Here is a 23,737-nt window from a genome sequence, read left to right on the forward strand (position 1 = left end):
CTGATCGGATATGATTGCGTTACACGCGCGCATCGGCGCCTGCCCCGCATATTGGATATTCCATGGATATAGAGATTATCGACCGCCTTGCCATCCGCGATCTCATTGAAAACTGGGTAGTCTGGCGTGATGCGGGCGACTGGGACCGCTTCCGTACCGTCTGGTTCGACGATGGCCGCATGGTGGCGACCTGGACCCAAGGCACCGCGGACGAATTCATCGCCATGAGCAAGGCCGGCTGGGCCAAGGGCGTCTCGATCATGCATTTCCTCGGCGCGCAGTCGATCGATCTCGCAGGCACCCGCGCAATTTCGCAGACCAAGATGACCATCGCCCAGCGCGCGCTGGTGCACGGCGTCAATGTTGACGTAATGCTGACCGGGCGGTTCTATGATTTCCTCGAAAAGCGCGACGGAAAATGGGGCATGGTCCTGCGCCAGCCGATCTATGAGAAGGATCGTATGGATCCCGTGGTGCCCGGCGCGCCTCTGAAGCTCGATGCGGATCTGCTGGCGAGCTTCCCGGAGGGGTATCGCCATCTCGCTTATCTGCAGACCCAGATCGGCTATCAGATCAAGCCGGATATGCCGGGGCTGCGCGGTGACGCGGTGGAGGCACTTTATGCCAGCGGCAAGAAGTGGCTGAACGGCGAAAAGCTGGATCGGTAATGCTTCCTTCTCCCTCCCTCAAGCGCGGCTTAGCCCGCGCGCAGTGGGGAGGGTGGCGCGCTTGCGAGCGTAGCGAGAAAGCGTGACGGGTGGGTTGCCGCATACACGACTGAGCGTGGGGCGCCCCCACCCGGCCGGTCTTCGGCCGGCCACCCTCCCTACCCAGCGAAGCTTCGCTTCGTGCGGGGGGAGGGAAAGGCTGCCGGCTTCGGAATTCAACTAAACAAACAAGAAACGAGGAAACGCATGCCCGACTTCATCACCCTCGATGCACTGGTCCGTAACACAGCTGTGTCGAAGCCCGGCAAGATCGCTGTGATCGATGCTAACAGCCAGATCGATTACGCCGCCTTCGATGCGCTTATCGACCGTATCGCTGCATCACTGCAGGCCAGCGGCCTCAAGCCACGCGATGCGATTTCGATCTGCGCGCTCTCTTCCATCGAATATGCCGCGGTGTTTCTTGGAGCACTGCGCGCTGGCGTTGCGGTGGCGCCGCTGGCGCCGTCATCGACGCCAGCCGATTTCGCTGCGATGGTGAAGGATGCAGCGGCAAAAATCTTGTTCATGGATGATGCGACGGCGGCCTCCTTTGCGGATGCTGCGATTGATCCCTCGGTCCAGCGCATTGCGCTCGATGGCGGTAAGGCCGGCAAGCCGTTCGCGCAATGGCTGGCGCCCGAAGGCGTGAAGCCCACACCGGTGACGATCGATCCGGAATGGGTCTTCAATATCATCTATTCCTCGGGAACGACCGGTACGCCGAAGGGCATCATCCACACCTGCTGGATGCGCTGGCGGCAATATGGCCAGCTCGATCCGCTGGGTTACGGGCCGGATGCCGTCACCGTGCTGTCGACGCCGCTCTATTCCAACACCACGCTGGTCTGCTTCAATCCGACACTTGCCGGTGGCGGCACCCTGGTGCTGATGAAGAAGTTCGATGCGCGAGGATTTCTTGAACTGAGCGCAAAGCATCGCGCGACCCACGCGATGCTGGTGCCGGTGCAGTATCGCCGCATCATGGCCGTTGAAGATTTCGACAGTTTCGATCTCAGGTCTTTCGTGATGAAGTTCTCGACCTCGGCGCCATTCGGCGGCGCGCTGAAGGCCGATGTGTTGAAACGCTGGCCGGGCGGGCTGACCGAATATTACGGGATGACTGAGGGCGGCGGCACCTGCGTATTGCTTGCGCATGAACACCCGACCAAGCTGCACACGGTCGGCCAGCCGGCACCGGATCACGACATTCGCCTGATCGACGAAGATGGCAATTTCGTAGCTCAGGGCGAAATCGGCGAAGTGGTCGGGCATTCGCCTGTCATCATGCAGGGCTATCTCAACCAGCCCGGCAAGACCGCGGAGACGTTCTGGCACGATGCCTCCGGCAAACGCTATGTGCGGACCGGCGATGTCGGACGTTTCGACGAAGACGGCTTTCTGCAGTTGATGGACCGCAAGAAGGACATGATCATTTCCGGCGGTTTCAATATCTATCCGAGCGATCTGGAAGCGGTGCTGACGAAACACGATGACGTGCTCGAAGCCGCTGTCGTGGCCATGCCGTCGGAAGAGTGGGGTGAGACACCGGTCGCCTTCGTGGTGATGAAGGCGGGTGCCTCCGTCGATGCGCCGGGGTTGAAGGCCTGGACGAATGAGCGTGTCGGCAAGTTCCAGCGACTCAATGATGTCGTGCTGGTCGATGTTTTGCCGCGCAGCGCCATCGGCAAGGTGCTGAAGCGCGAGTTGCGAGACCGGAAATTGGCGGCGGATTTGTCCGCGTAGCGCTTTTTCTTTCCCTCTCCCCCAGCGCAGCAAAGCTGCCCGCAGCGGGAGAGGGAAAGTAAGAGGCCGCCTCTCAATAATGCGGCGGAGGTTCATTCCGCGGCGCGCCGCTGTTGCTTTCGGCTTCCTGCAGCCGCTCGCTGAGCGTGGCGACCTGCCGCGTCAGCATGTCGATCTGTTTCCACTGGGCGGTGATCGTCGCATTCAGCGTCTCGATCGTGTCGTCCTGATAGGCGACGCGAGTTTCGAGTGCGTCGATACGTTCGCGCAAGCCTGTCAGGTCTTTTGCGGTCTCACTCATCGGATGCGCTCTCCCGCAGCATCGCAAAATCTTCCGAATTGATCGGCAAGTCAGGCTTGATCGATTGGCTTTCGACGAGGCCATGGCCGAGCGCGACGCGCTGGTCGAACACGAAGCATTCGCCGCGCCAGCGGCTCTCGGCCTCGGGAATCTCCTCGAGATATTTCAGGATGCCACCCTTGAGGTGATAAACGTCGGCGAAGCCGCGCGACAACAGATACGAACTTGCCTTCTCGCAGCGGATGCCACCGGTGCAGAACATCGCGATCTTCTTGTGCTTCTCGGGATCGAGCGTGCGTGTGACGAAATCCTTGAATTGGCCGAAGCTTGCGATCTCCGGATCGACCGCGCCCTCGAACGTGCCCATTGCCACTTCGAAAGCATTGCGTGTGTCGAGCACCAGGGTGTTCTCGTCGACGATCAGCTCGTTCCAGTCGGCGGCATCCACATAGGTGCCGACGGTCTTGGTCGGATCGGTCCGGGGATCGCCGAGTGTGACGATCTCCTTCTTCAGCCGCACCTTCATGTGCAGGAACGGCATCATGCTGGCGCGAGAGAATTTCAACTCGAGGTGGTTCAGCCGGTCGCTGAACATCACGCCGGTTTCAAGTTCACGAACCAGCGTGCCGACGGCAGCGTCGGTGCCTGCCACGGTTCCGTTGATGCCTTCCTCGGCGAGCAGGATCGAGCCTTTGATGCCGAGATTGACGCAGAATGCGCGCAGCGGCTCGCGCAATTGCCGGAAATCCGGCAGCGCGGCGAATTGATAGAGGGCGGCGACCTTGAACATGGCGGGGGTTTACCAGCCGGACCAGCGAGGGGGAAGTCCGGGAACTCGCCGAAATATCGTGCCCTCAGGGCTGGCGGCCGGATGCTCGCCTGCGCAGGTATTGACCTATGTCATTCCCGGGCGGGTTGGCGTAACGAGCCGACGGACAAAAAAACCGGCCCCTCTTGGGACCGGCTTCTTTTGCAGCGTCACCTGCGACCGACGGAGGAGTCAAAACTCCGCCGGTTGGAATTGGTTAAAGTTTGCGGTGCGCGAAGTCCGACGCCTTGTCGGCGGCGTCCTTGGCGGCCTGCTTGGCATCGCCGACGGCCTTCTGCGCGTGACCCTTGCCTTCCTGGATCAGACCTTCGCCCTGCAGGCGGTCGGAACCCACGGCTTCACCGATGCCCTGCTTGGCCTTGCCGATGGCTTCGTTCGCGGTTCCCTTGATCTTGTCTGCGGTGGCACCCATGGGATACTCCTGTCATGTTGCAGACGCAGTTCCGAGACCATTCTCGATATGCGCTGCTTGAGCTTCGCAGGGACAATTGCCAGCTCAATTGAATGTTCCTCACTCCCGAGGGCGTGATGCCACATGCGGTGGCAGCATTTCTTCGGAACCCAAGAAGGCATTGAAATGTCCGGTCACGGCCACGATCACACTCATCCGCACGATCACGCGCATGATCATTCTCACGATCATGATCCAGATCGCTGGAAGCACGACGGCATTCGCGTCATTCCCGCCGACAACCTCGATACCAACGTGCCATCGACCAAAGGCATGGACCGCGCGGCGGCCATCAATTTCGCGCGCGTGGGTGCGCAGAAACTTTGGGCTGGCACCGTGTCGATCCAGCCGGATGCCAAGACCGGTGCGCATCATCACGGCCATCTCGAAAGCGTCATCTATGTGGTGAAGGGCAAGGCTCGGATGCGCTGGGGCGATCGCCTGCAGTTTACCGCGGAGGCCGGTCCTGGCGATTTCATCTTCGTGCCGCCTTACGTGCCGCATCAGGAGATCAATGCCAGCGCTGACGAGGTGCTGGAATGCGTGCTGGTGCGCAGCGACGGAGAAGCGGTCGCTATCAATATCGATATCGAGCCGGTGGAGAAGCCGGAGACGGTGCTGTGGGTCGATCCCACACATCCTGATGGCGCGGTGAAGAAGTAAGTATCGAGCTGAGGCCCTCGCCCGAGATTGGGCGAGGGCCTTTTGCTATTTGATCTCCGGCAATCCCGGCGAGAATGCCAGCGCGCTCTCGATCCACTTCGCAACACGCAGTGTGCGCAAGTCGTTCAGATAGGGCCCGACCACCTGTAGGCCGAGCGGCAGATGGTTCTTGCCGAACCCGGCGGGCAGCGATAGCGCGGGCACGCCGATCAGGGTCCATGGCGCGCAATATTCGGCGTCGCCAGTGTAGCTCAGCCCTTCCGGTGCTTCGCCATAGGCCGGCAGTGTCAGCACAGCGTCGTAGTTCGTCATCTGCGCGGTGAAGTCCGCGCGCAGCTTTGTCTGCAGCGTCTTGGCTTTGAGATAGGCTGCCGCGCTGATGGCGCTGCCGGTTTCCACCAGCTTCTTCAGGTGATCGCTGGTCTTGTCGGGATAGCGCGCGACGAGATCGCCGAAGATCACCGCCCCTTCGGCCGCGAGAATCGTATTGATCGCGTCCCAGTTGCTGCGATCCAGTTCGGGCAGTTCAAGTTCCTCGATCACAGCACCCGCGCTGCGAAGTCGCGCAACAGAGGCCTCGAACACCTGTTGCTGTTCGCTCTCGGCCTTGGCGAATTTGGCGAAGCGCACCACCGCGAGACGCGGCGACGGCAGCGGGGCTACGCCGCGCTCGACGGAGATTTCAAAGGCCGGCACCGGCGCGCCATGGGGATCGCTGTGGCAGGTGCCGGCAATGAGTGACAGCGCATAGGCGACGTCGTCGACTTTCCGCGCGAAGAAGCCGATGTGGTCGAGCGACTGGCTGAGATGATGCGCGCCGCTGCGGGGGATAGCGCCGAAGCTCGGCTTGAATCCGACGACGCCGTTGAAGGCAGCGGGGCGGATGATGGAGCCCAGCGTCTGCGTTCCCAGCGCCAGCGGCACGATGCCGGCAGCGACAGAGGCGGCCGAGCCCGAAGACGAGCCGCCCGGTGTGTGCTTGCTGTTCCATGGATTGGTAGTCGGGCCGGGGTGGCGCCAGGCGAATTCGGTGGAGACCGTCTTGCCGAAGATGGTGGCGCCGAGATTGCGCAACCGTTCGACCACCCAGGCATCGGCCGATGGCACGTGGTCGGCATAGACGGCCGAGCCATTGGTTGTCGGCATATCGGTGGTAGCGATGATGTCCTTGACGGCGACGGGGATGCCGGAGAGCGGCCCCGGCTTGCGCACGGTATCGGTGGGCAGGACTTCGAAAGCTTTCAGGACCGGCTCCGCAGCCTTGGCCTGTGCGAGGCGCTCGGATGCGTAATGGTCGGCTGCGGATGTGTTGCCCTTGAACAGCCGCAGCAGGTCGAGAACCCCCGCGCCAGATGCTGCGGTGCGCGCGGTTGTATTCGTCATGTGGTGTCGTCCTGAAGGTTTCTTCTGGGATCAAGAGAGGCACGCAGCCGCGAGACTGCGCGCCCTCGATATTACTTCATCGCCAGTGCAGGCTCGATGTATTTCTTCACCACAAACTTGTCATAGTCCGGCTGGGCCGCGAGATTGCCGAGCGCGATCTGGGTGTCCATGGAGATCTTCAGTGACGGCGCAGAAATATCGACGCTGTCCGGATAGACGCCGTCGGCGAGCATGCGCTTGACGGCGGATTCGATCACGGCCGGATCCAGCGTTGGAAATTCCTTCTGCGCAATGGCCACGGTCTTGGCAGGATCTTTCTTCATGAAGCGCATCGCCATTTCCATGCCGTTGGTGACGCGCTGCGCCAGATCCGGATTGACGTCATTGCGCGCCGTCACCGACGAGAATGCATAGGCGCCGTAGCTCTTCGGGAAGCCGTAGACCACCTTCATGCCCTTGGCGACAACCTGATCCAGGCCGGGTTCATACATCACGGCGACGTCAGCCTGCTTGGCGAGGAACGGGCCCGGTTCGCTGCCGATTGCGACGGGGATCATCTCCACATCGGTCTTGCCGTCCATGCCGTTCTCCTTCAGCAGCTTCAGGAACAGCGAGGTGCTGGTGGTCGGCATGGTGCCGACGACCACCTTCTGGCCCTTCAGGCTCTTGACGTCGGTGAACTTGAAGTCCGGCGAGGTCGCGATCCACACGGCGGCGCCGTTGACGACATTGGCGATGATGCCAACTGGCGCGCCTTTAGAGGCGGCGATGGCGGTCCACTCCGGACCATGGATCGAGAACTGCGCACTGCCGGAGATCACCGCCGAGAGTGCGACCGTGGGCGAGCCCGCGGTTTCCTTGGTGAGGTCGAGGCCCTGCGCGGTGAAGAAGCCTTCGTTGATGGCGACATAGAGCGGCAGATAGAGCATCGACTGGAAAGCCTGCGACAGCACCACCTTCTTGTTCTGCGCCATAGCCGGGGTGGCGAGCAGGATAGCGGCCAGCGCGGTGGCGCCGGTGATACGCTTCAGCAACGACATGGAACGTCTCCGTTATGGTGGAAAGAGAGGGATTAAACCTGGACCTGATGCGAGGTGGTCGCCTGCTTCCACGGCAGCGAGGTGCGCTCGATGATGTCGATGACGTAATAGAGCACGAAGCCGAGGATCATCAGCGTGAACAGCCCGACCCAGACTGAGTTGAGGTCGTACAGGCTGGAGGCGAGGAAGATCATGTGGCCGAGGCCGCGCTGCGACGAGATGAACTCGCCGACCACGGCGCCGACCAGGCCGAAACCGATATTGATGCGGAAGGTGGCGATGATCGACGGCAGTGTGGATGGCACCACAGCCTTCCAGAACACCTGATGCTTGTCGGCGCCCATGGAGATCATCAGCGACTGCAGATCGACGTCGGCATCCTTGGCCGCCTGATAAGCGGCGATCAGCGCTACCAGTGCAGTGAGTGAAACGGCGAGTGCGACCTTCGAGATTAGGCCGGTGCCGAACCACAGCACCACGATGGGCGCGAGCGCGATCTTTGGCACGGAATTGATGGCAACGATGAAGGGCTCGACCAGCTTCGCGACGAACACCGAGTACCACAGCGCCAGACCGAACAGCGATCCGAAGATGGTGCCGATGATGAAGCCTAGAATAGCCTCGAACAGCGTGTACCAGGAGTCCGACAGCAGTTCGCCGCTCAGGATCAGCTTGTAGAACGTGGCGAAGATGCCGGAGGGCGATCCCATCAGGAAGGCGGAGATATAACCGGCATGCACGCCGGCTTCCCAAAGCGCGAAGAAGATGGCGACGGCGAGCAGCTGCAGTACGGCGCGACCGAGCGTGGTATCGAAGGTCGAGCGCTTCTTGCGGGACTTGCGCGGTGCGGCCTTCTTGCGCGCGGATGTGCCGGACATCACGAGGCTCATGATGTTGTCTCCGTCTGGATATCCAGTTCAGCGCAAAGCGTCTTGAAATAGGTGGAGAATTTCACGTCGTTGCGCGCGGTGATGGGTGAGGTTGCCTCGATGTTGATCTCATGCACGACCTTCACCCGTGCCGGGCGGCCGGACAGCACGACGACCCGCTTCGACAGCGCGACCGCCTCGTCGATGTCATGGGTCACGAGGATGACCGTCTTGTTGAATTTCTGCACGGCATCCTTCAGCACGCCTTCGAGATACAGCCGCGTCTGGTAATCCAGCGCCGAGAACGGCTCGTCGAGCAGCAGGATATCGGGATCCATGATCAGCGTGCGGATCAGCGCCACGCGCTGGCGCATGCCGCCGGACAAGGTCTTGGGATAGGCGTTCTCGAAGCCGGCGAGACCGAACTGCTTGAGATATTCGCGCGCCTTCTCCTCGGCTTCCTTCTGGTTGACGCCGCGCGTCTCCAGCCCGAGGAGCACATTGCCCATCACCGTGCGCCACGGAAATAGCAAGTCTTTCTGCATCATATAGCCGACGCGGCCGCGCAGGCTTTCGATTTCCTTGCCGCGATAGGTGATAGTGCCGCCATCGGGCTCCAGCAGGCCGGCGATGATGTTGAAGATGGTCGTCTTGCCGCAGCCGCTGGGGCCAATAATGCTGACGAAATCGCGCTCGTTGATCGTGAAGGAGAGGTCGTCGAGCACATTGACGTCGCCGCCCTTGCCGGCAAACGACTTGCTGATGTTCTGGACGGTGAGCTGAACTTGTTTCGGCGGCATGATGCGGTTTCCTGGGTACCGCACATACGCAAGCTGCGTGCCATCTTGGGCGCGAAAAAGCCTCAAGCAATCGCGCAGGTTTTCTGCTGATAGCTTGAGGCTTGAAGTGTTTTGCCCCGGCTTTGGGCAGGCTGGATTTATTCTCGGCGATAAATTGAGCAGGTGTGGCGAAGTGTATTTTTGGCGAACACTTTGCGTTAGCCCGTCACCGCCATCACTGCTTCCCTGATCTTCGCCAGCGCGTAATTGCCGACCATGGCGGCGTCGACATGCGGCAGGTTCGGGATCTCGTCGGCAGCGACCACGCAATCGACGATGGCGGGTCCGTCACAGGCCAGCGCATCGGCGATGGCCTTTTCGAGGTCACCCGGCTGCTTGGCCGTGAAGCCCTGCGCGCCGCAGGCACGCGCCAGTGCGGCGAAATCGGGGTTGGGGAATTCGATGGCTTCGCGGAACGGCGCCAGGCCGATGCTTTCGGCTTCCAGCGTGATCAGGCCGAGGGCGGAGTTATTATAGACGATGACCTTGATGGGCAGCTTGTGCTGCACAGCCGTCATGAATTCGCCCATCAGCATGTTAAAGCCGCCGTCGCCGGTGAGCACGATCACCTGCTTGCTGCGATCGAGGATCTGCACGCCGTTGCCTTGGCCGACGGACGTGCCGACCGCGGCATTGTTGAACGAGCCGATGATGCGCTGAGTGCCGTTCTGGCGGATCCAGTTGGCCGACCACAGCGTGTTCAATCCGGTGTCGAACACGAAGATTGCATCGGGCCGTGCCAGATCGCTGGCGATGCGCGCGACGGCCTGCGGATGGATCTTGTTCTTGCTGCGCGCGGGATCGGCCTGCTTGTCGAGCATCTCGTCCCATTTGGCGCGGGCATGGCTGGTTGTCTCGAAGAACTTGCTGTCGGTCTTGGTCTGCACCCGGTCCAGCAGCATCTTCAACGCGGGGCGTGCCGAGCCGATGACGCCGAGGCTCGTCGGTGTGCGCCTGCCGAGCGTTTCGGCGCGCACATCGATCTGGATGACATTGCCTTTTCTGGGCAGGAAGTTCGAATAGGGATAGTCGGTGCCGACCATCACCAGAAGGTCGCAGTCATGCACGGCGTTGTAGACGGCCTTGGTGCCGATCATGCCGAGACCGCCCATCCAGCGTGGATCGTCAAATGCCATGATTTCCTTGCCGCGCACCGAATGCATGAGTGGTGCTTTCAGCTTGTCGCTCAGGGCTCGCAGCAATTCGGCCGTGCCGATTGCACCGTGGCCGCACATGATGACGACGCTGCCGGCCTCATCGATGCGGCGCGCGGCTTCCTGTATGGCGGTATCGTTGGGCAGGATCTCGCCGCGCGGCACCAGCGTGGCAAGGCTCGCTGTGGCTCCTTCGGCCTTCGACGACAATACGTCGACAGGCAGCGTCAGATGCGCCACGCCAGGACCGGCATAGGCGGTGGAAATCGCCTGGTGGATCACGCCGGGCGCTTGCGCGGCGGTGGTGATGGTCTGGGTGTAGAGCGCGACGTCGCGAAACAGCAGGTCCGGCTCGGTAGTCTGGAAGAAGTCGACGCCTTTGGCTGCCCGCGCCATTTCACCAGAGAGGGCCAGCACCGGGGCATGATCGCGCGCAGCCTCATAGAGGCCGGCGACGAGATGCGTGCTGCCGGGCCCTGTGGAGCCAGCGCAGACGCCGAGCTTGCCGGTGAGCTTGGCCTGGCCTGCGGCGGCCAGCGCCGCGCCTTCCTCGTGTCGTACCCCGACCCATTCGATCCTGCTGCGCCGGACTGAGTCCGCCAAAGGATTAAGCGAGTCGGCGATCAGGCCGAAAATCTGCTGTACGCCAATCGTCTCAAGCACATGGACAATCTCATCCGCGACAGTTTTCGACATGGGAGCTCCGATTTCTAGAATTGGCTCTTCGCCGGGAGGCGGGCTGATGCAGCGATGCGGTCGGCGATCCCGACATGGGAACCGAACGACCGCACAGCAGCAATAGCTGAACCGCGAAACGGTTTCATGATGGTCAATTATGTTTGCGCAATACTTGGAGAAATGCGCGATGTGTTGAACGTTTGTTACCTGTATCGGAAGATCGGATCGCCATAGTCGATGGCCGGAAATACGTCCTTGTCGCTCCAGTAGTCCTGGTTGTGCTGCCACTCCTGCTTGTCGCCGCGCTTCGGCAGCAGATGCATGCCGCGCATGATATAGCCCGGGTTGAAGTCCTCCGGATCGATCCAGGGCAGCAGTGGCATGTCGCTGTCCTCGGGCCGCAACTGCGGAGTGATCGTCGTGACGCCGGTCGCCTCCATATGCTTCAGCAGGCCGCAGACGAAGTCAGCGACGAGGTCGACGCGCAGAGTCCAGCTCGCGCGCAGATAGCCGAAGATCCACACCATGTTCGGCACGCCGGTGAACATCATGCCGCGATAGCTCACAGTGTCGGAGAAATTCAGCGGTGCGTCATCGATGGAGAACGCGATATCGCCGAGCATGTTGAGATTGAAGCCGGTGGCGGTGACGACGACGTCGGCGTCGATCGTCTTGCCTGATTTCAGCATGATGCCTTGCTCGGTGAAAGTCTCGATCTCATCGGTGACGACACTCGCCTTGCCGGCCTTGATGCTCTGGAACAGGTCGCCGTCGGGAATGAAGGCGATGCGCTGCCGCCATGGCCGGTAGCGCGGCGTGAAATGTGTAGCGATGTCGTAGTCCTTGCCGAGATAGGCCTGGACGCCTTTCAGCAGTTCCTCTTTTACCACCTCCGGCTCGCTATTGGTGCGTTTGGTGAAGGCCTGCTGATCGAACAGGATCTTGCGGCGAACGATCTCGTGGACCCATTCTTCGTCGACATCCAGCTCGCGCAGCGTCTCTGCCAGCGCGTTGGCATTGCGGCCGGTGATGAAGAAGGTCGGCGAGCGCTGCAGCATGGTGACTTCAGCACATTTGTCCGCAATGGCCGGCACCAGGGTCGCCGCGGTGGCGCCGGAGCCGATCACGACGACCTTCTTGCCGGTGACATTGAGATCCTCCGGCCAGGTCTGCGGATGCACCATGCGGCCCTTGAACCGGTCCATGCCCGGCCATTGCGGCGTGTAGCCCTGATTGTGGTTGTAGTAGCCTTGGCACATCCAGAGAAAACGCGTGGTGAAGTTCAGCGTCTCGCCGGTGTCGTGCCGAATGACGGTGAGCGTCCAGAGCTTGTCGGCGTTCGACCAGTTGGCGGACTGGATCTTGTGCTTGTAGCGGATACGCGTGTCGAGGCCGTTCTCGGCGATCACGTCACCCATATAGCGCAAGATTTCTGCGGCGGTGGCAATGGGCGCCGAGGTCCAGGGTTTGAAGCGATAGCCGAACGTATGCAGGTCGCTGTCGGAACGGATGCCGGGATAGCGATGGGTATGCCAGGTGCCGCCGAAACTGTCCTGGGTTTCCAGCACCAGAAAACGCGTATCGGGATTTTGCTTCGTCAGATGATAGGCGGCGCCGATGCCGGAGATGCCGGCGCCGACGACGATCACATCGACATGTTCGGCGGAGTTTTCAACGGACGGATCTGTGGCGATCTTTCCCTGGACGTTCATGGGCTCCCGATCTTTTTTTGGCTCTCGCGCTTGGTGCGCGGACGCTTTTATGCGGCGATCCCCGGCCTAAGGCCAGGGATCGCCGCGATCGGTATCATTGACGATCACAGGGAATGCGCAAGTGGGAATTGCGCCGGGGAGGCATCAGGTTTCCGTTGCAGCGGCCGCAGCGGGTGGCTGTGTGCGTCTCGAGAACAGGATCCGCTGATACAGCCAGCCGATGGCCACCAGTACGAGGCCGAGACACATGAAGGACAGTGCGCGATAGACGCCCGTCAGCGATGACATATCGACGAGGAACGCCTTGAGGATCGTCAATGCGATGACCACGGCGGAGGCGAGCCGCGCACGCTGCGAGTTGAACAGGATGCCGATGCCGAGCAGCACGACGCCAAAGCCCAGCCACGCGATCGACAGCGTATATTGCTCGGCATCGGTGATCGAAGCGTTGTAGAAAATCGGGCCGTGATAGATGCGGCGGATTTCCAGCGTCACATACATCAGGGCTAGGACCAGCGCACCACCGGCGATGGTGTTGCCATAAGCCGGCTTGCGACGGCCGGCGACGGCATAGGACAACAGTAGCGCGAGCACGGCGGGCAGGGCATAGCCGAGCAGCAGCAGGTTGAAGATCACGCCGCCGACATCGATATGCCAGATGCCGGGATTGGTGAGGAACAGCAACCCGCCGAGACTTGCGACGCCGGCGAACAGCGTCAGCAGCCCGGCACTGACGCTGTGCACGATGCTGCGGCTCCGTTCCCACAGGCGTTCCAACCCGATCGCCATGGCCAGTGCGACGCAGACCTGCAGCGCGACTTCGGTAAGGTTCGACGACGACCGGTAGACGTCGCCGCCATTAACGAAATGGCGAATCTCCATGAAGGCCAGCAGCACTGTGAACAGGATCGCTGCGGACTCCACCATGCGCAGTGGTGCATCATCGCCGCGTCGGCGCATCAGGATGCTGGCGGCCCAGAACGAAGCCGCTGGCACGCCATAGCCCCACAGCAGCCAGTTGAAGATCGGCGTGGTGCCGACGAGATCGCCGACCACGCGGGGCTCCCACCCCATGCGGGCGACAACGATGCCGGCAAGGATCGCTGCGAGCCAGCGCAGGAATGGGATCGGCCGCTGCATGGAGATCCAGGCTGTGCCCAGCGCCATCAGCGACAGGGCGATGGTGAGCCAGCCTTTCTCCAGTGCAAAGGTCAGCCCCAGTGCCAGCGCGCCGAGCGTGCCGGTGGCGAACAGGGCAGTGGAGATCGCAAGACCCGGGCGTGGCTCGCGCTTGCCGAGCAGTTCGGTGGCTGCGGCAAAGGCGGCGCCGATGATGACGGCGAGAATGGCGAAGGGGATCGAGCGATCGAGATGCGCGATGCGGGCATAGAGCGCGATCAACAGCGCCAGCGGCGTGAACACCGCGGCGCCCGACCAGATCACCGGAATGACGGCGCTGACGGAGCGGCCTTGGACGAGGAAGCCGAGCACGCCGAAGCCGATGGCGAAGAGCGCGGCGGATGCGAGATGCAACGACACCGAGCTCTCCACCGGGCTGGCGCCGATGCCGGCCAGCGGCCCGCCGGGCAGCACCAGCATGTCGAGATTGCCCTGGATGGCCCATTCCAGAAATACGACGGCGACGAAGCCTGCGGCCACGGCAACAGCCGCGGTGGCGGCTTGAGCGTACCAGGCGACGAACAGCGTGCCGACGACGATCAGCGCGAAGGTGACCATGGCGATGTCGGCATGGAAGCTCGAGAGCACGACCAGCGTCGCGCTGAGCAGGCTTGCGCTGAGCGCACCCGACGAGATGCCTTCGATACGGCCTTCGTCCGCCGGCGGGCCGTACAGGAAGCCACAGACGACCAGCAGCGAAGCGAGGACGAAGCCGGCGAGCACATGGAATGTATGCGGTGCAAGGGCGGGCGTTCCGGCGTCGAGGCCCGGCAGCGTCCATAGCGTCGCGAAGACGATGGTGGTCAGCGCCAGCCAGCGCCATAGCCGGATGCGGGCGAGGCCGAAGGCAGCCGCCATGACAATGGCGAGATAGATATACAGCGCCCAGTAATCCGGCTTGTCGGACGAGACCAGCACCGGCGTGACGAAGGCGGCGGCGATGCCGAGGCCGGCAAGGGCCGGGCCGTGCAGCAAGGCCGCAGCCATGGTGCACATGGCGACGATGCCAAGCAGGGCGAAGGCCGTGCCGGGGACGACGAAGTTATACAGCGCATAGGCCGCATAGACCGTCGCAAAGGCGACGGCAGTGCCGGCCGCTGTGAGGATCGCCGGAATATTGGCGATGGGCAGCGGTGCAATCGCAGACAGGCTTTCCTTGCGGCGGGCGAATTCGCCGACGGCGAGCAGCGCCAGCGCGAACAACCCGCCGAGCAGTACGCGCACTTCGGGGCCGAGCAGGCCGGCCTCAATGGAATAGCGGACCATGAAGAAGCCGCCGAGCGCCAGTGTGAGGCCGCCGACCCAGACCACCCAGCGCGTGCCGATGCGTTCCTCGAAGCCGGGGCCAGCCGCAGGGGCTTCCACAGGCGCGACGGGTTCGGGCGCAGTGTGAGCAGGGACATCTGGCTGGATCGAGGGGGCGGCCTCGCGGATTACCTCGGTCGATGTATCTGAGAGAGCAGGCGCGGATGCAATGTCCGGTGCGGTCGCTGTGAGGTCCGGTGTTGCTGCGGCAGTCGTGGTCGCCACACGCGGTGTCGCCTCATAGGCATCGAGCCGGGCGCGCAGCACCTTCACCTCATTGCGCGCCTTGCGCGCGAAGATGAAGGCAACGATAGCAATCACCAGCGTGACGAAACCGAAATCATCGAACATCGACTATCAAACCTTCAAGATACAGGGCGCGCGCCAATCATGCCCCGGAACGGCGTCCGGGGACATGGCAACTCTATGTGTTGTCGTGGAGAACTTTAGTTCACGCGATCCGTGTATTTGGCGCGCAATTGCTGGAATTAATCCAGATCGAGGCGAAACGGCTTGCCGATCACGGTTAGATTGCCAGGGCCCATCTCGTCGAGCGCGCGGACCATACGGCCGCCGCGGCCCAGCGCCTTGTCGGCGAGGGTCACGAGCAGGCGGTTGGGGGACGCGATCGGCGAGGCCGCGCGGATGCGCAGCGCGATGTCGCGCTCGTCGCGGTCCGGATTGAGCATGCAGGCGGCGGCAAAGGCGCTGGCGGTGGAACGCGAGATGCCGGCATAGCAATGGATCACCAGCGGCGAGGCGCGATCCCAGCCGCGGACGAAGTCCAGCACCTGCGTGATGTGGCCCTCGTTCGGCGCGACAAAGCCGTCCATCGCCTCGGTGATGTCGTCGACCTGCACCCTGAGATGGTTGGCCTCCGAAATAGACGGCGGTCGCTGCACCTGCGCGACATTGGCCATGATGGTGAGCACGTGGCTCGCGGCCGTGTCCTTCACGGTGGGATGCAGATCGGCGAGCGAGCAGACGTGGATCATGACGGTCCTTTTGTTGAGCGTGATTATAGACCCGCGTTTGTGGCGAGCAAAGGCGCGGCTCTTCTCCTCCGCACTCGCTGCGCTCGGGGAGGGAGAAGAAAGCGCATTACCCGAGCAGCGTCTCGAACCGCGTCAGGAAGCGCTTCTCAGCCTTACCTGCGGACCATGGCGTCAGGTAGTCCTCGACCATGGCCTCGGACAGACCGGGATCCTTGCCGAACAACCGTTTTGCCTCGGCTTCCTTGAAGCCTGCAAGGCGTGTGGCTTCCAGATAGGCGGCGCCCATATCGGCGGCCTTGATCTGTTTGGTGATTTCCGGGGCCAGTATCGGCGGCAGGCCGAAACGGATGTGAATCGCGCCGAGCAGGCGATTTTCGATCACCTTGTAGTCGCCGCCGATCACTGCCTTGAACGGCGAGATCATGTCGCCGATGACATATTCCGGCGCGTCATGCAGCAGGGCCGCGAGCCGCATGCGCTCGTCGGCGCGCGGCATCTGCTCGCGCAACACGGCTTCCACGAGAAGCGTGTGCTGCGCCACCGAGAAAATATGCGCGCCATGGGTCTGTCCGTTCCAGCGCGCGACGCGCGCGAGTCCGTGGGCAATATCGGCAATTTCGATATCGAGCGGCGAGGGGTCGAGCAGATCGAGTCGCCGGCCCGACAGCATGCGTTGCCAGGCGCGGGTGGCGACGTCAGTAGAGAATTTTGATTTGGCCATCGGTTCTTGAGTTTCTTGCTGCTACTTCGCCTTGAGGCGGGGCTTGCGCTTCAGGCCCATGCAGGCCTCGTGGCAAAAGCAGGTCACGAGATGATCGTTGACCATGCCTGTGGCCTCCATAAAGGCATAGACGATGGTCGGGCCGACGAATTTGAAGCCGCGCCCCTGCAGGTCCTTGGAAATCTTGGCCGACAACGGTGTCGAGGCCGGCACGCTGCCATGGGTCTTGAAATTGTTGACCAGTGGTTTGCCGTCGACGAAGTCCCACAGATATTTCGAGAAGCCGGCGCCTTCTTCCATGATTTTCAGATAGCCTTTGGCGCTGAGGATCGCGCCTTCTATCTTGGCGCGGTTGCGCACGATGCCAGCATCATTCATCAGGGCGTGAACTTTTTTCTCGCTGTAGCGCGCGATCTTTTCCGGCTGAAAGTCATCGAATGCTTTGCGGAAATTGTCGCGCTTGCGCAGGATGGTGATCCAGGAGAGGCCGGCCTGGAAGCCATCGAGGATCAGCTTCTCGTAGAGCGCGCGGTCGTCATATTCCGGGACGCCCCATTCGGTGTCGTGATAGGCGACATAGAATGGATCTTCACCCGGCCATGGGCAGCGCGTCTTGCCGTCGGCATGCGTAATCGCGGGTTTGCTCATGCCGAGATCTTTTTCATGCGGGGGTCTTCTTCGTGGCCAGTGCACGCACCGCAGCAGCGTCGGCCAGATGAATGGCGATGTCGCCGGCCAGGAAAGCGGCATTGGCATCGAGCGCATCGCTGGCGCGGTCGGTGCGGATCATGGCGAGGCCACGGCCATCGGCAGACGAGCCCATGGTGCCGATCGGCTTGTCCGCAGCGCGGATCTCGGTGCCGGCGGTCGGCGCCGCACCATCCAGCGTGACGCCGACAATGCGCGTGCGCGCGGTGCCGCGATGCTGCATGCGGGAGACGACTTCCTGGCCGATGTAACAGCCCTTGTCGAAATCGACGCCGGAGAGCTTGTCCATATTGGCTTCGTGCGGGAACGCATCGCCATAGGCAAAGTCGGCGCCCCCACGCGGCACGCCGAGCTTGATGCGATGCGCCTCATAGGCTGATGCATCGACCAGTTCGGCCCCGATCAGCGCCGCTGTCTTAGCGGCGAGATTCGCCGGCACGAGGATACGATAACCAAGCGCGGCATCGCGCGGATCGGCGAAGGTCAGGTCGGGCTTCATCCCGGGCTCGCCATCCCACACCGCAAGTACGCCGAGCGCGTCGGAGAGATTCCCCACCGTCACCTTGGCGCGCAATTTGTAAAAGCCGAGCTTGGTGGCCAGCGGCTGCGCCAGTTCGCGCGGGCAGTCGATCAAGAGGCCGCCACCATGGCCAGCCGGTGCTTCGGTGACGAGAAAGTCGGCGATGATCTTGCCTTGCGGCGTCAGCAGCGCGCCGAACCGGGCGGTGCCAGGTGCCACCCCCTCGATCTCGGAGGTTACGAGGTTGTTGAGGAAACCGCGGGCGTCGTCGCCGGCGATTTTCACCACACCCCGATCGGGGAGAAACGCTGCTTTCATTGGGAAAATCTCGAAAAAATCCAGGAAACGAGCCGGGAAACGAGGGTGAATCGCGGCTGGTGGATATGACAGCCAAAGTTAAGCCGCTAAGATGCCGACAACAAGGCCCGCGCTCATCCTGCGCGGCATTCACAGGCTGTGACGAGACCAGATGACCCAGACATTCGATACGATTTTGAAGAACGGCACCGTCGTCAATCAGGACGGCGAGGGCGCGCGCGACATCGGCATCCGCAATGGCCGAATCGCCGCCATCGGATCGCTCGGCGCGGCCTCGGCCGCGGAGGTGATCGACTGCAAGGGGCTGCACATCCTGCCCGGCGTGATCGACACCCAGGTGCATTTCCGCGAGCCGGGTCTGGAACAGAAGGAAGATCTGGAGACCGGATCGAAGAGTGCCGTGATGGGCGGCGTCACCGGCGTGTTCGAAATGCCGAATACCAATCCGCTGACCATCGACGAAGCCACTTTCACCGACAAGGTGAAGCGCGGCCATCATCGCATGCATTGCGATTACGCCTTCTTCATCGGCGGGACCCGCGAGAACGTGCAGGACCTGCCGGAGCTCGAACGCGCGCCCGGCTGCGCCGGCGTGAAAGTATTCATCGGCTCATCCACCGGCGCGCTGCTGGTCGAGGACGATGACAGCCTGCGCCGCATCTTCCAGGTCATCAAGCGCCGCGCCGCCTTCCATGCCGAGGACGAATATCGCCTCAACGAGCGCAAGAACCTGCGCATTGAAGGCGACACCCGTTCGCACCCGGTGTGGCGGGACGAGACTGCGGCGCTGATGGCGACGCAGCGGCTGGTCAACCTTGCGCGCGAGACCGGCAAGCGCATCCATGTGCTGCATATCTCGACGAAAGAAGAGATCGAATATTTGCGCGACCACAAGGACGTCGCGTCCTGCGAGGCGACGCCGCATCACCTGACCATGGCGGCGCCGGAATGCTATGAGCGCCTCGGCACGCTGGCGCAGATGAACCCGCCGGTGCGCGATGCCAGCCATCGCGACGGCATCTGGAACGGCATCCATCAGGGTATCATCGACGTGCTCGGCTCCGATCACGCCCCGCACACGCTTGAGGAAAAGAAGAAAATCTATCCGGCGTCGCCCTCGGGAATGACCGGCGTGCAGACGCTGGTGCCGATCATGCTGGATCACGTCAATGCCGGCCGCCTGTCGCTGGCGCGCTTCGTCGATCTATCGAGCGCCGGTCCAGCACGGCTCTACAACATCGCCATGAAAGGCCGCATCGCGGCGGGCTATGACGCCGACTTCACCATCGTGGATCTCAAGCGCACCGAGACCATCACCAATGACTGGGTAGCCTCGAAGGCCGGCTGGACGCCCTATGACGGTGTGAAAGTCACCGGCTGGCCCGTCGGCACCTTCGTGCGCGGCCGCCGCGTGATGTGGCAGGGCGAACTGGTCACGCCATCGCAGGGCGAGACGGTGAAGTTCCTGGAGACGTTGAAGGCGTAAGGTATCTCAGGCTGGATCGCCCGCGGAAGCGGGCGACGACAGTCAGAGCTATGTGACTACTGCCGTGCCAGTGTCAGCGAGAATTCGCCATTGCGCACGCGGCCCGGAAGACCCTCGACAAACTTCGCCACGGCGTCCTCGCCATAGGTGCCGACGAGTTCGGCAAAGGCTGCGAACAGGCTGGCCTGCGCGAGGCAATCGCCATCGACGCCGTCATGTCGTGCTTCCGCCCAGGCTTCGTTGAGATAGCTCAGCGCGGCCTGCTTCTGTTCCTGATCCGGTAGCGGATCGCGGGCGGGGCGGTACGACAATGATTCGCTCATGAAATTCCCAAAACGGTCTTCGGCGCTCATCAAAGCGAAGCGCGCCTCGCAAGTTCGAATCGAGATTTACCACGCGGAGCAGGTTCCGCGAGCGACATCTTTAAGAAAGGTTAACGACAGTGACTCACATTGTCCGACATTATGTTAACAGCGGGAACCGGCCATCTTGACCGGTTGAGGAAGCCTATGGACGCAAACAGTTTTTCGTCTTTCGCGAGTCCCGGCGACGCTGCGCGCGCAGCAGAGTTGCGACGCGTGAAGGCGATCGCGGCGCTGGTGCTGGCGAGCTGTCTGGTGGTGTTCATAACGGCAAAAATCCTGCTGCCGATTCATCCCGCGTTCGGATTCGTTGCGGCCTTCGCGGAAGCGGCCACCATTGGCGGATTGGCGGACTGGTACGCCGTTGTCGCGCTGTTCCGTCGGCCGCTGGGTCTGCCGATTCCACACACCGCGATCATCCAGGCGAATCAAAATCGCATTGCCGACAAGCTGGGTGAATTCATCGAGGTGCATTTCCTCGAAGCCGCGCCGGTCGAGGCCAAATTACGTGAGGTGGATTTTGCGAGTTTTGTCGCGGATTGGCTGAGCGATAAAAAGCGTAGCGCGGACCTCGCGCGCTTCTTGCTGCGGCTGTTGCCGGAGGCGATGTCGGCGACGGAAACGTCTGGTCTCAAAACCTTCATTATCCGCCGCGTGATGACGCAGCTGCAGTCGGTTGATCTCGCGCCCATCGCTGCCGGCACCATGCGCGGCTTCATCAAGGATGGTCGCCATCAGGGCCTGCTCGACAATCTGCTCGGCGCCATGCATGGCGCGCTGACCGAGCCGGACACGCTGGCCGTCATCAAGAACAAGATTCGCGACGAGCTGCCGACATTGCTCAAACTCTATCGCGCCGATGCGTTCCTGCTAAAGCGCATCGTCGCGTCTGCCACGACCTTCTTCGACGACGTGCGCAAGGATCCCGCGCATCCGTTCCGCGGCGAGTTCGATCGCATGCTGCTGTCCTTCGTTGATCGGCTGGAGACGGAGCCCGGCTTCACCGGCCGCATCGATGGCTTGAAGCGCGATCTGCTGGCGCGGCCCGAGCTTGCCGAGCTTGGGCGTAATCTCTGGAATAATGCGCGCAGTTTCATCGAGCGCAGTGCATCAGGTGAAAGCAATGTACTGGCACATCATCTCGCCAATGTATTCCTCGAGGCCGGCGCAGCGCTGCGCGCCGATGCCGAGATGCGCGGCGAGATCAACCAGGGCATCGTCGTGGTGCTGCGCACGTTCATCGCCGATCAGAAAAGCGGGGTGTCGAGTTTTATCGCCGATCAGGTGAAAGGCTGGGACATGCAGCAGCTGATCGGTGTCATCGAAGTCAATATAGGTCGCGATCTGCAATATATCCGCTTCAACGGTTCGTTGATCGGCGGGCTCGCCGGGCTTGCGCTCTACACGATCGAATATCTGTTGCGACTGCTGTGAGAGTAGTTCCGCATTGCGGAAGTGAGGCGCCGGTTGGTATCGGGATGCGCTTGAACTGCCGCAAACCCGACCTTAACTTCAGTGAACTGATACTTCGGTGCGTTGTGTGATTCCCTCCCTGTGAGGCTGCTTTCAAATCAATCGATATGACCGGCCAACGTGCCGGCGAGAGGAAATCAGATGTCGGCTACGGCCCAGGCGCAACGTCCCCCATCCAAAACCCTGATGTTTCTTGAAGGCCGTGCAGTCCACGAATTCGGCGCGTTTCTGGGGGCGCTGCCGCTGCTGAATCTCGCGCCGCGTGGCGATGGTCATCCGGTACTGGTACTGCCGGGCCTTGTGGCCTCGGATGTTTCGACAGGTCCGCTCCGGACGTTCCTCAAGGGCCGCGGCTATGCCGTCAGCGGTTGGAAGCAGGGCCGCAATCTTGGCCTGCGTGACGGTGTGCAGGGCAGCATGGTCGAACTGCTGAAAGAGATGAACGAGACCCACGGTCGCAAGGTGAGTCTGGTCGGCTGGAGTCTCGGCGGCCTTTACGCACGCCAGCTCGCCAAGATGATGCCGGACCGCGTCCGTTCGGTGATCACGCTGGGCAGCCCGTTTGCTGGCCATCCGAAATCCACCAATGCCTGGCGTGTTTATGAATTTGCCAGCGGCAAACGCGCCGATGATACCGACGACGATTTCGGTGGTTCGCTTGCCGATACGCCGCCGGTCCCGACCACCGCGATCTACAGTCGCACCGACGGCGTCTGTGCCTGGCAGGGCTGCATGGAGAAGTCATCGGCGATGTCGGAGAGCATCGAGGTCGAGAGCAGCCATTGCGGCATGGGCCATCACCCTGCGGTCGTCTATGCAGTGGCGGAGCGTCTCGCGCAAAAGGAAGGCGCGTGGGCGCCGTTCGATCGCTCAGGCTGGCGCAGCCTGGTCTATCCGGATCCTAACAGGTAAAGGCGCGTCAGCGACACGCTTACTCTGCTGCTGTCGTCACGATCCTGATCTCAGATGTCAGTGTCCGGTGTACCGGGCACTTGTCAGCGATCTCCATGAGCTTTGTGCGCTGCTCGGCGTCGAGCTTGCCGTCGATCGTGATGACGCGCTCAATCTGGTCGAGCATGCCGTCCTTGGTCTCGCATTCCTCGCAATCCCTCGCGTAGATCTTCTTGTGGTTCAGCGTCACCGTGACGTGGTCCATCGGCAATGCCTTGCGTTCGGCATAGAGCCGCATGGTCATCGCGGTGCAGGCGCCGAGCGCGCTGAGCAGCAGATCATACGGACCGGGTCCGGTGTCCTCGCCGCCGGCGGCGATCGGCTCGTCGGCGAGTATTTGATGCGGGCCGACATTGATGACCTGCTGGAATTTGCTGGCGCGCGTCTCGCTCACCACCACCTTGCGCGGCTCATCGGGCAGGCTCGCTACGGGCGTGACGGCGACCGCATTGAGATAGCGCCCGGCCCAGGCAGCGATGACATCGGCGACATAGATCGCGTCATGCTTTTGCGTGAGCAGATGATCGGCGCCGGCCAGCGAGACGAAGCTCTTGGGATGTTTGGCAGCGACGAAAATCTTCGTGGCGTTGTCGATGCCTACTGTGTCGTCGGTGGGCGCATGCATGATCAGCAGCGCCTTGTGCAGCCTGGCGACCTTGGCGATCAGATTGTGCTCGGCGATATCATCGAGGAATTCACGCTTGATGCTGAATGGCCGACCGGCGAGCTTGACCTCGACCTTACCCTTTTCGCGGATCGCGTCGACATGTTCGGCGAACATGTCGGTGACGTGAGCGGGATCGGATGGCGCCGCGATGGTGACAACGGCCTTGGCTTCCGGCACCTGTTCAGCGGCGGCGAGGATCGCGGCGCCGCCGAGGCTGTGGCCGATCAGGATTGCCGGCGCCTGGCGTATCTCCCGCAAATGGTCGGCGGCCTTTACGAGATCGGCGACGTTCGACGAGAACGTGCTATTGGCGAAATCGCCCTCGCTGGAGCCGAGGCCGGTGAAGTCGAAGCGCAGCACGGCGATGCCTTTGAGCGTCAGCGCCGCGGAGATACGTCGTGCCGCGAGCGCATCTTTGCCGCAAGTGAAGCAATGCGCGAACAGCGCATATGCACGGACATCGCCATCGGGCAGGTCGAGCGCCGCCGCCAGCATATGGCCGGCCGCGCCGGGGAATTGAAAGCGTTCAGTTGGCACGGTGGGCTCCTGTCGTGACAGATGTCTCTTTCTACACCGATTCCACCCAATCAATCAGCGGGTACCCAACACCCGCGCGAAAATGAGGCCGAGCTGCCGCTCTTTTCGCGCTGCACCTCGGGTTGAACTTTAGTTCTGCGCGG

Annotated in this window: 22 protein-coding genes; 6 read left to right on the top strand and 16 right to left on the bottom strand. The window is 62.0% G+C overall.

The genetic code is table 11. From position 1 onward, the window contains the following. The first annotated feature begins 62 nt into the window (after positions 1-62). Positions 63-668, top strand: coding sequence for a nuclear transport factor 2 family protein (locus AB8A33_RS02485; RefSeq protein ID WP_439091297.1), 606 nt, complete (start codon positions 63-65; stop codon positions 666-668). Between the two features lie 246 nt (positions 669-914). Continuing rightward, positions 915-2,453, top strand: coding sequence for a class I adenylate-forming enzyme family protein (locus AB8A33_RS02490; protein ID WP_439091298.1), 1,539 nt, complete (start codon positions 915-917; stop codon positions 2,451-2,453). A gap of 73 nt (positions 2,454-2,526) precedes the next feature. Here AB8A33_RS02490 and AB8A33_RS02495 read toward each other — a convergent pair whose 3' ends face one another. The 3 genes from AB8A33_RS02495 to AB8A33_RS02505 form a co-directional block, all read right to left on the bottom strand. Then, positions 2,527-2,754, bottom strand: coding sequence for a SlyX family protein (locus AB8A33_RS02495; protein WP_439091299.1), 228 nt, complete (start codon positions 2,752-2,754; stop codon positions 2,527-2,529). Then, complete coding sequence (trhO, locus tag AB8A33_RS02500; protein WP_439091300.1) at positions 2,747-3,544, bottom strand: oxygen-dependent tRNA uridine(34) hydroxylase TrhO; 798 nt, start codon at positions 3,542-3,544, stop codon at positions 2,747-2,749. Before trhO ends, AB8A33_RS02495 begins: the two co-directional genes overlap by 8 nt. A gap of 235 nt (positions 3,545-3,779) precedes the next feature. Continuing rightward, positions 3,780-3,995, bottom strand: coding sequence for a CsbD family protein (locus AB8A33_RS02505; RefSeq protein ID WP_439091301.1), 216 nt, complete (start codon positions 3,993-3,995; stop codon positions 3,780-3,782). A gap of 165 nt (positions 3,996-4,160) precedes the next feature. Here AB8A33_RS02505 and AB8A33_RS02510 point away from each other — a divergent pair, with 165 nt between their 5' ends. Further along, positions 4,161-4,697 carry a cupin domain-containing protein gene (locus AB8A33_RS02510; protein WP_089266238.1) on the top strand — a complete coding sequence of 179 codons (537 nt, stop codon included), beginning with the start codon at positions 4,161-4,163 and terminating at the stop codon, positions 4,695-4,697. Positions 4,698-4,742: 45 nt separating this feature from the next. Here the strand turns inward: AB8A33_RS02510 and AB8A33_RS02515 are convergent, their stop codons facing one another. From AB8A33_RS02515 to ygfZ, 11 genes are all read right to left on the bottom strand, one after another. After that, positions 4,743-6,080, bottom strand: coding sequence for an amidase (locus tag AB8A33_RS02515; protein ID WP_439091302.1), 1,338 nt, complete (start codon positions 6,078-6,080; stop codon positions 4,743-4,745). A gap of 71 nt (positions 6,081-6,151) precedes the next feature. After that, entirely contained in the window at positions 6,152-7,120 is a 969-nt protein-coding gene (locus tag AB8A33_RS02520) for an ABC transporter substrate-binding protein (RefSeq protein WP_439091303.1), read from the bottom strand. A gap of 32 nt (positions 7,121-7,152) precedes the next feature. Next, positions 7,153-8,010 carry an ABC transporter permease gene (locus tag AB8A33_RS02525; RefSeq protein ID WP_439091304.1) on the bottom strand — a complete coding sequence of 286 codons (858 nt, stop codon included), beginning with the start codon at positions 8,008-8,010 and terminating at the stop codon, positions 7,153-7,155. Further along, positions 8,007-8,789: an ABC transporter ATP-binding protein gene (locus AB8A33_RS02530; RefSeq protein ID WP_439091305.1), complete on the bottom strand. Its 783-nt coding sequence runs from the start codon at positions 8,787-8,789 to the stop codon at positions 8,007-8,009. Before AB8A33_RS02530 ends, AB8A33_RS02525 begins: the two co-directional genes overlap by 4 nt. A 197-nt stretch (positions 8,790-8,986) precedes the next feature. Continuing rightward, entirely contained in the window at positions 8,987-10,678 is a 1,692-nt protein-coding gene (locus AB8A33_RS02535; RefSeq protein ID WP_439091306.1) for a thiamine pyrophosphate-dependent enzyme, read from the bottom strand. Positions 10,679-10,863: 185 nt separating this feature from the next. Next, on the bottom strand, positions 10,864-12,372 hold the full coding sequence (locus tag AB8A33_RS02540) for a flavin-containing monooxygenase (protein WP_439091307.1): 1,509 nt from the start codon (positions 12,370-12,372) through the stop codon (positions 10,864-10,866). Positions 12,373-12,516: 144 nt separating this feature from the next. Continuing rightward, entirely contained in the window at positions 12,517-15,207 is a 2,691-nt protein-coding gene (locus tag AB8A33_RS02545; RefSeq protein WP_439091308.1) for a DUF2339 domain-containing protein, read from the bottom strand. A gap of 137 nt (positions 15,208-15,344) precedes the next feature. Next, complete coding sequence (locus AB8A33_RS02550; RefSeq protein ID WP_089265850.1) at positions 15,345-15,851, bottom strand: tyrosine phosphatase family protein; 507 nt, start codon at positions 15,849-15,851, stop codon at positions 15,345-15,347. A gap of 106 nt (positions 15,852-15,957) precedes the next feature. Continuing rightward, positions 15,958-16,572, bottom strand: coding sequence for an HD domain-containing protein (locus AB8A33_RS02555; RefSeq protein ID WP_120287160.1), 615 nt, complete (start codon positions 16,570-16,572; stop codon positions 15,958-15,960). A gap of 21 nt (positions 16,573-16,593) precedes the next feature. Further along, entirely contained in the window at positions 16,594-17,220 is a 627-nt protein-coding gene (locus AB8A33_RS02560; protein WP_120287159.1) for a DNA-3-methyladenine glycosylase I, read from the bottom strand. A 13-nt stretch (positions 17,221-17,233) separates the two neighbouring features. Further along, the gene (gene ygfZ / locus AB8A33_RS02565; protein WP_120287158.1) at positions 17,234-18,118 is read right to left on the bottom strand and encodes a CAF17-like 4Fe-4S cluster assembly/insertion protein YgfZ; all 885 of its coding nucleotides are present in this window, start codon (positions 18,116-18,118) and stop codon (positions 17,234-17,236) included. Between the two features lie 151 nt (positions 18,119-18,269). Here ygfZ and AB8A33_RS02570 point away from each other — a divergent pair, with 151 nt between their 5' ends. Next, on the top strand, positions 18,270-19,604 hold the full coding sequence (locus AB8A33_RS02570) for a dihydroorotase (RefSeq protein ID WP_439091309.1): 1,335 nt from the start codon (positions 18,270-18,272) through the stop codon (positions 19,602-19,604). A 56-nt stretch (positions 19,605-19,660) separates the two neighbouring features. Here the strand turns inward: AB8A33_RS02570 and AB8A33_RS02575 are convergent, their stop codons facing one another. After that, positions 19,661-19,927 (bottom strand): hypothetical protein, encoded by a 267-nt coding sequence (locus AB8A33_RS02575; RefSeq protein ID WP_068730348.1) that lies wholly within the window; start codon positions 19,925-19,927, stop codon positions 19,661-19,663. Positions 19,928-20,113: 186 nt separating this feature from the next. On the opposite strand from AB8A33_RS02575, the gene AB8A33_RS02580 reads away from it, so the two are divergent. Then, positions 20,114-21,400, top strand: coding sequence for a DUF445 family protein (locus tag AB8A33_RS02580; RefSeq protein WP_120287156.1), 1,287 nt, complete (start codon positions 20,114-20,116; stop codon positions 21,398-21,400). 180 nt (positions 21,401-21,580) lie between these two features. After that, a complete protein-coding gene (locus tag AB8A33_RS02585; protein WP_120287155.1) occupies positions 21,581-22,351 on the top strand; it encodes an esterase/lipase family protein in 771 nt (256 codons plus the stop codon). A gap of 19 nt (positions 22,352-22,370) precedes the next feature. Here AB8A33_RS02585 and AB8A33_RS02590 read toward each other — a convergent pair whose 3' ends face one another. Further along, a complete protein-coding gene (locus AB8A33_RS02590) occupies positions 22,371-23,594 on the bottom strand; it encodes a bifunctional alpha/beta hydrolase/OsmC family protein (protein WP_120287154.1) in 1,224 nt (407 codons plus the stop codon). Positions 23,595-23,737 lie beyond the last annotated feature (143 nt).

Source organism: Tardiphaga sp. 813_E8_N1_3 (assembly GCF_051811025.1).
Taxonomy (GTDB): domain Bacteria; phylum Pseudomonadota; class Alphaproteobacteria; order Rhizobiales; family Xanthobacteraceae; genus Tardiphaga.

Bases quoted from the DNA above. Each gene is read 5' to 3' on its own strand.
- AB8A33_RS02555 (WP_120287160.1), bottom strand. From the start codon at position 16,572: ATGGCCAAATCAAAATTCTCTACTGACGTCGCCACCCGCGCCTGGCAA.
- AB8A33_RS02545 (WP_439091308.1), bottom strand. From the start codon at position 15,207: ATGTTCGATGATTTCGGTTTCGTCACGCTGGTGATTGCTATCGTTGCC.
- AB8A33_RS02525 (WP_439091304.1), bottom strand. From the start codon at position 8,010: ATGAGCCTCGTGATGTCCGGCACATCCGCGCGCAAGAAGGCCGCACCG.
- AB8A33_RS02585 (WP_120287155.1), top strand. From the start codon at position 21,581: ATGTCGGCTACGGCCCAGGCGCAACGTCCCCCATCCAAAACCCTGATG.
- AB8A33_RS02530 (WP_439091305.1), bottom strand. From the start codon at position 8,789: ATGCCGCCGAAACAAGTTCAGCTCACCGTCCAGAACATCAGCAAGTCG.
- AB8A33_RS02540 (WP_439091307.1), bottom strand. From the start codon at position 12,372: ATGAACGTCCAGGGAAAGATCGCCACAGATCCGTCCGTTGAAAACTCC.
- AB8A33_RS02575 (WP_068730348.1), bottom strand. From the start codon at position 19,927: ATGAGCGAATCATTGTCGTACCGCCCCGCCCGCGATCCGCTACCGGAT.
- trhO (WP_439091300.1), bottom strand. From the start codon at position 3,544: ATGTTCAAGGTCGCCGCCCTCTATCAATTCGCCGCGCTGCCGGATTTC.
- AB8A33_RS02580 (WP_120287156.1), top strand. From the start codon at position 20,114: ATGGACGCAAACAGTTTTTCGTCTTTCGCGAGTCCCGGCGACGCTGCG.
- AB8A33_RS02505 (WP_439091301.1), bottom strand. From the start codon at position 3,995: ATGGGTGCCACCGCAGACAAGATCAAGGGAACCGCGAACGAAGCCATC.
- AB8A33_RS02570 (WP_439091309.1), top strand. From the start codon at position 18,270: ATGACCCAGACATTCGATACGATTTTGAAGAACGGCACCGTCGTCAAT.
- AB8A33_RS02490 (WP_439091298.1), top strand. From the start codon at position 915: ATGCCCGACTTCATCACCCTCGATGCACTGGTCCGTAACACAGCTGTG.
- AB8A33_RS02550 (WP_089265850.1), bottom strand. From the start codon at position 15,851: ATGATCCACGTCTGCTCGCTCGCCGATCTGCATCCCACCGTGAAGGAC.
- AB8A33_RS02510 (WP_089266238.1), top strand. From the start codon at position 4,161: ATGTCCGGTCACGGCCACGATCACACTCATCCGCACGATCACGCGCAT.
- AB8A33_RS02535 (WP_439091306.1), bottom strand. From the start codon at position 10,678: ATGTCGAAAACTGTCGCGGATGAGATTGTCCATGTGCTTGAGACGATT.
- ygfZ (WP_120287158.1), bottom strand. From the start codon at position 18,118: ATGAAAGCAGCGTTTCTCCCCGATCGGGGTGTGGTGAAAATCGCCGGC.
- AB8A33_RS02520 (WP_439091303.1), bottom strand. From the start codon at position 7,120: ATGTCGTTGCTGAAGCGTATCACCGGCGCCACCGCGCTGGCCGCTATC.
- AB8A33_RS02515 (WP_439091302.1), bottom strand. From the start codon at position 6,080: ATGACGAATACAACCGCGCGCACCGCAGCATCTGGCGCGGGGGTTCTC.
- AB8A33_RS02485 (WP_439091297.1), top strand. From the start codon at position 63: ATGGATATAGAGATTATCGACCGCCTTGCCATCCGCGATCTCATTGAA.
- AB8A33_RS02495 (WP_439091299.1), bottom strand. From the start codon at position 2,754: ATGAGTGAGACCGCAAAAGACCTGACAGGCTTGCGCGAACGTATCGAC.
- AB8A33_RS02560 (WP_120287159.1), bottom strand. From the start codon at position 17,220: ATGAGCAAACCCGCGATTACGCATGCCGACGGCAAGACGCGCTGCCCA.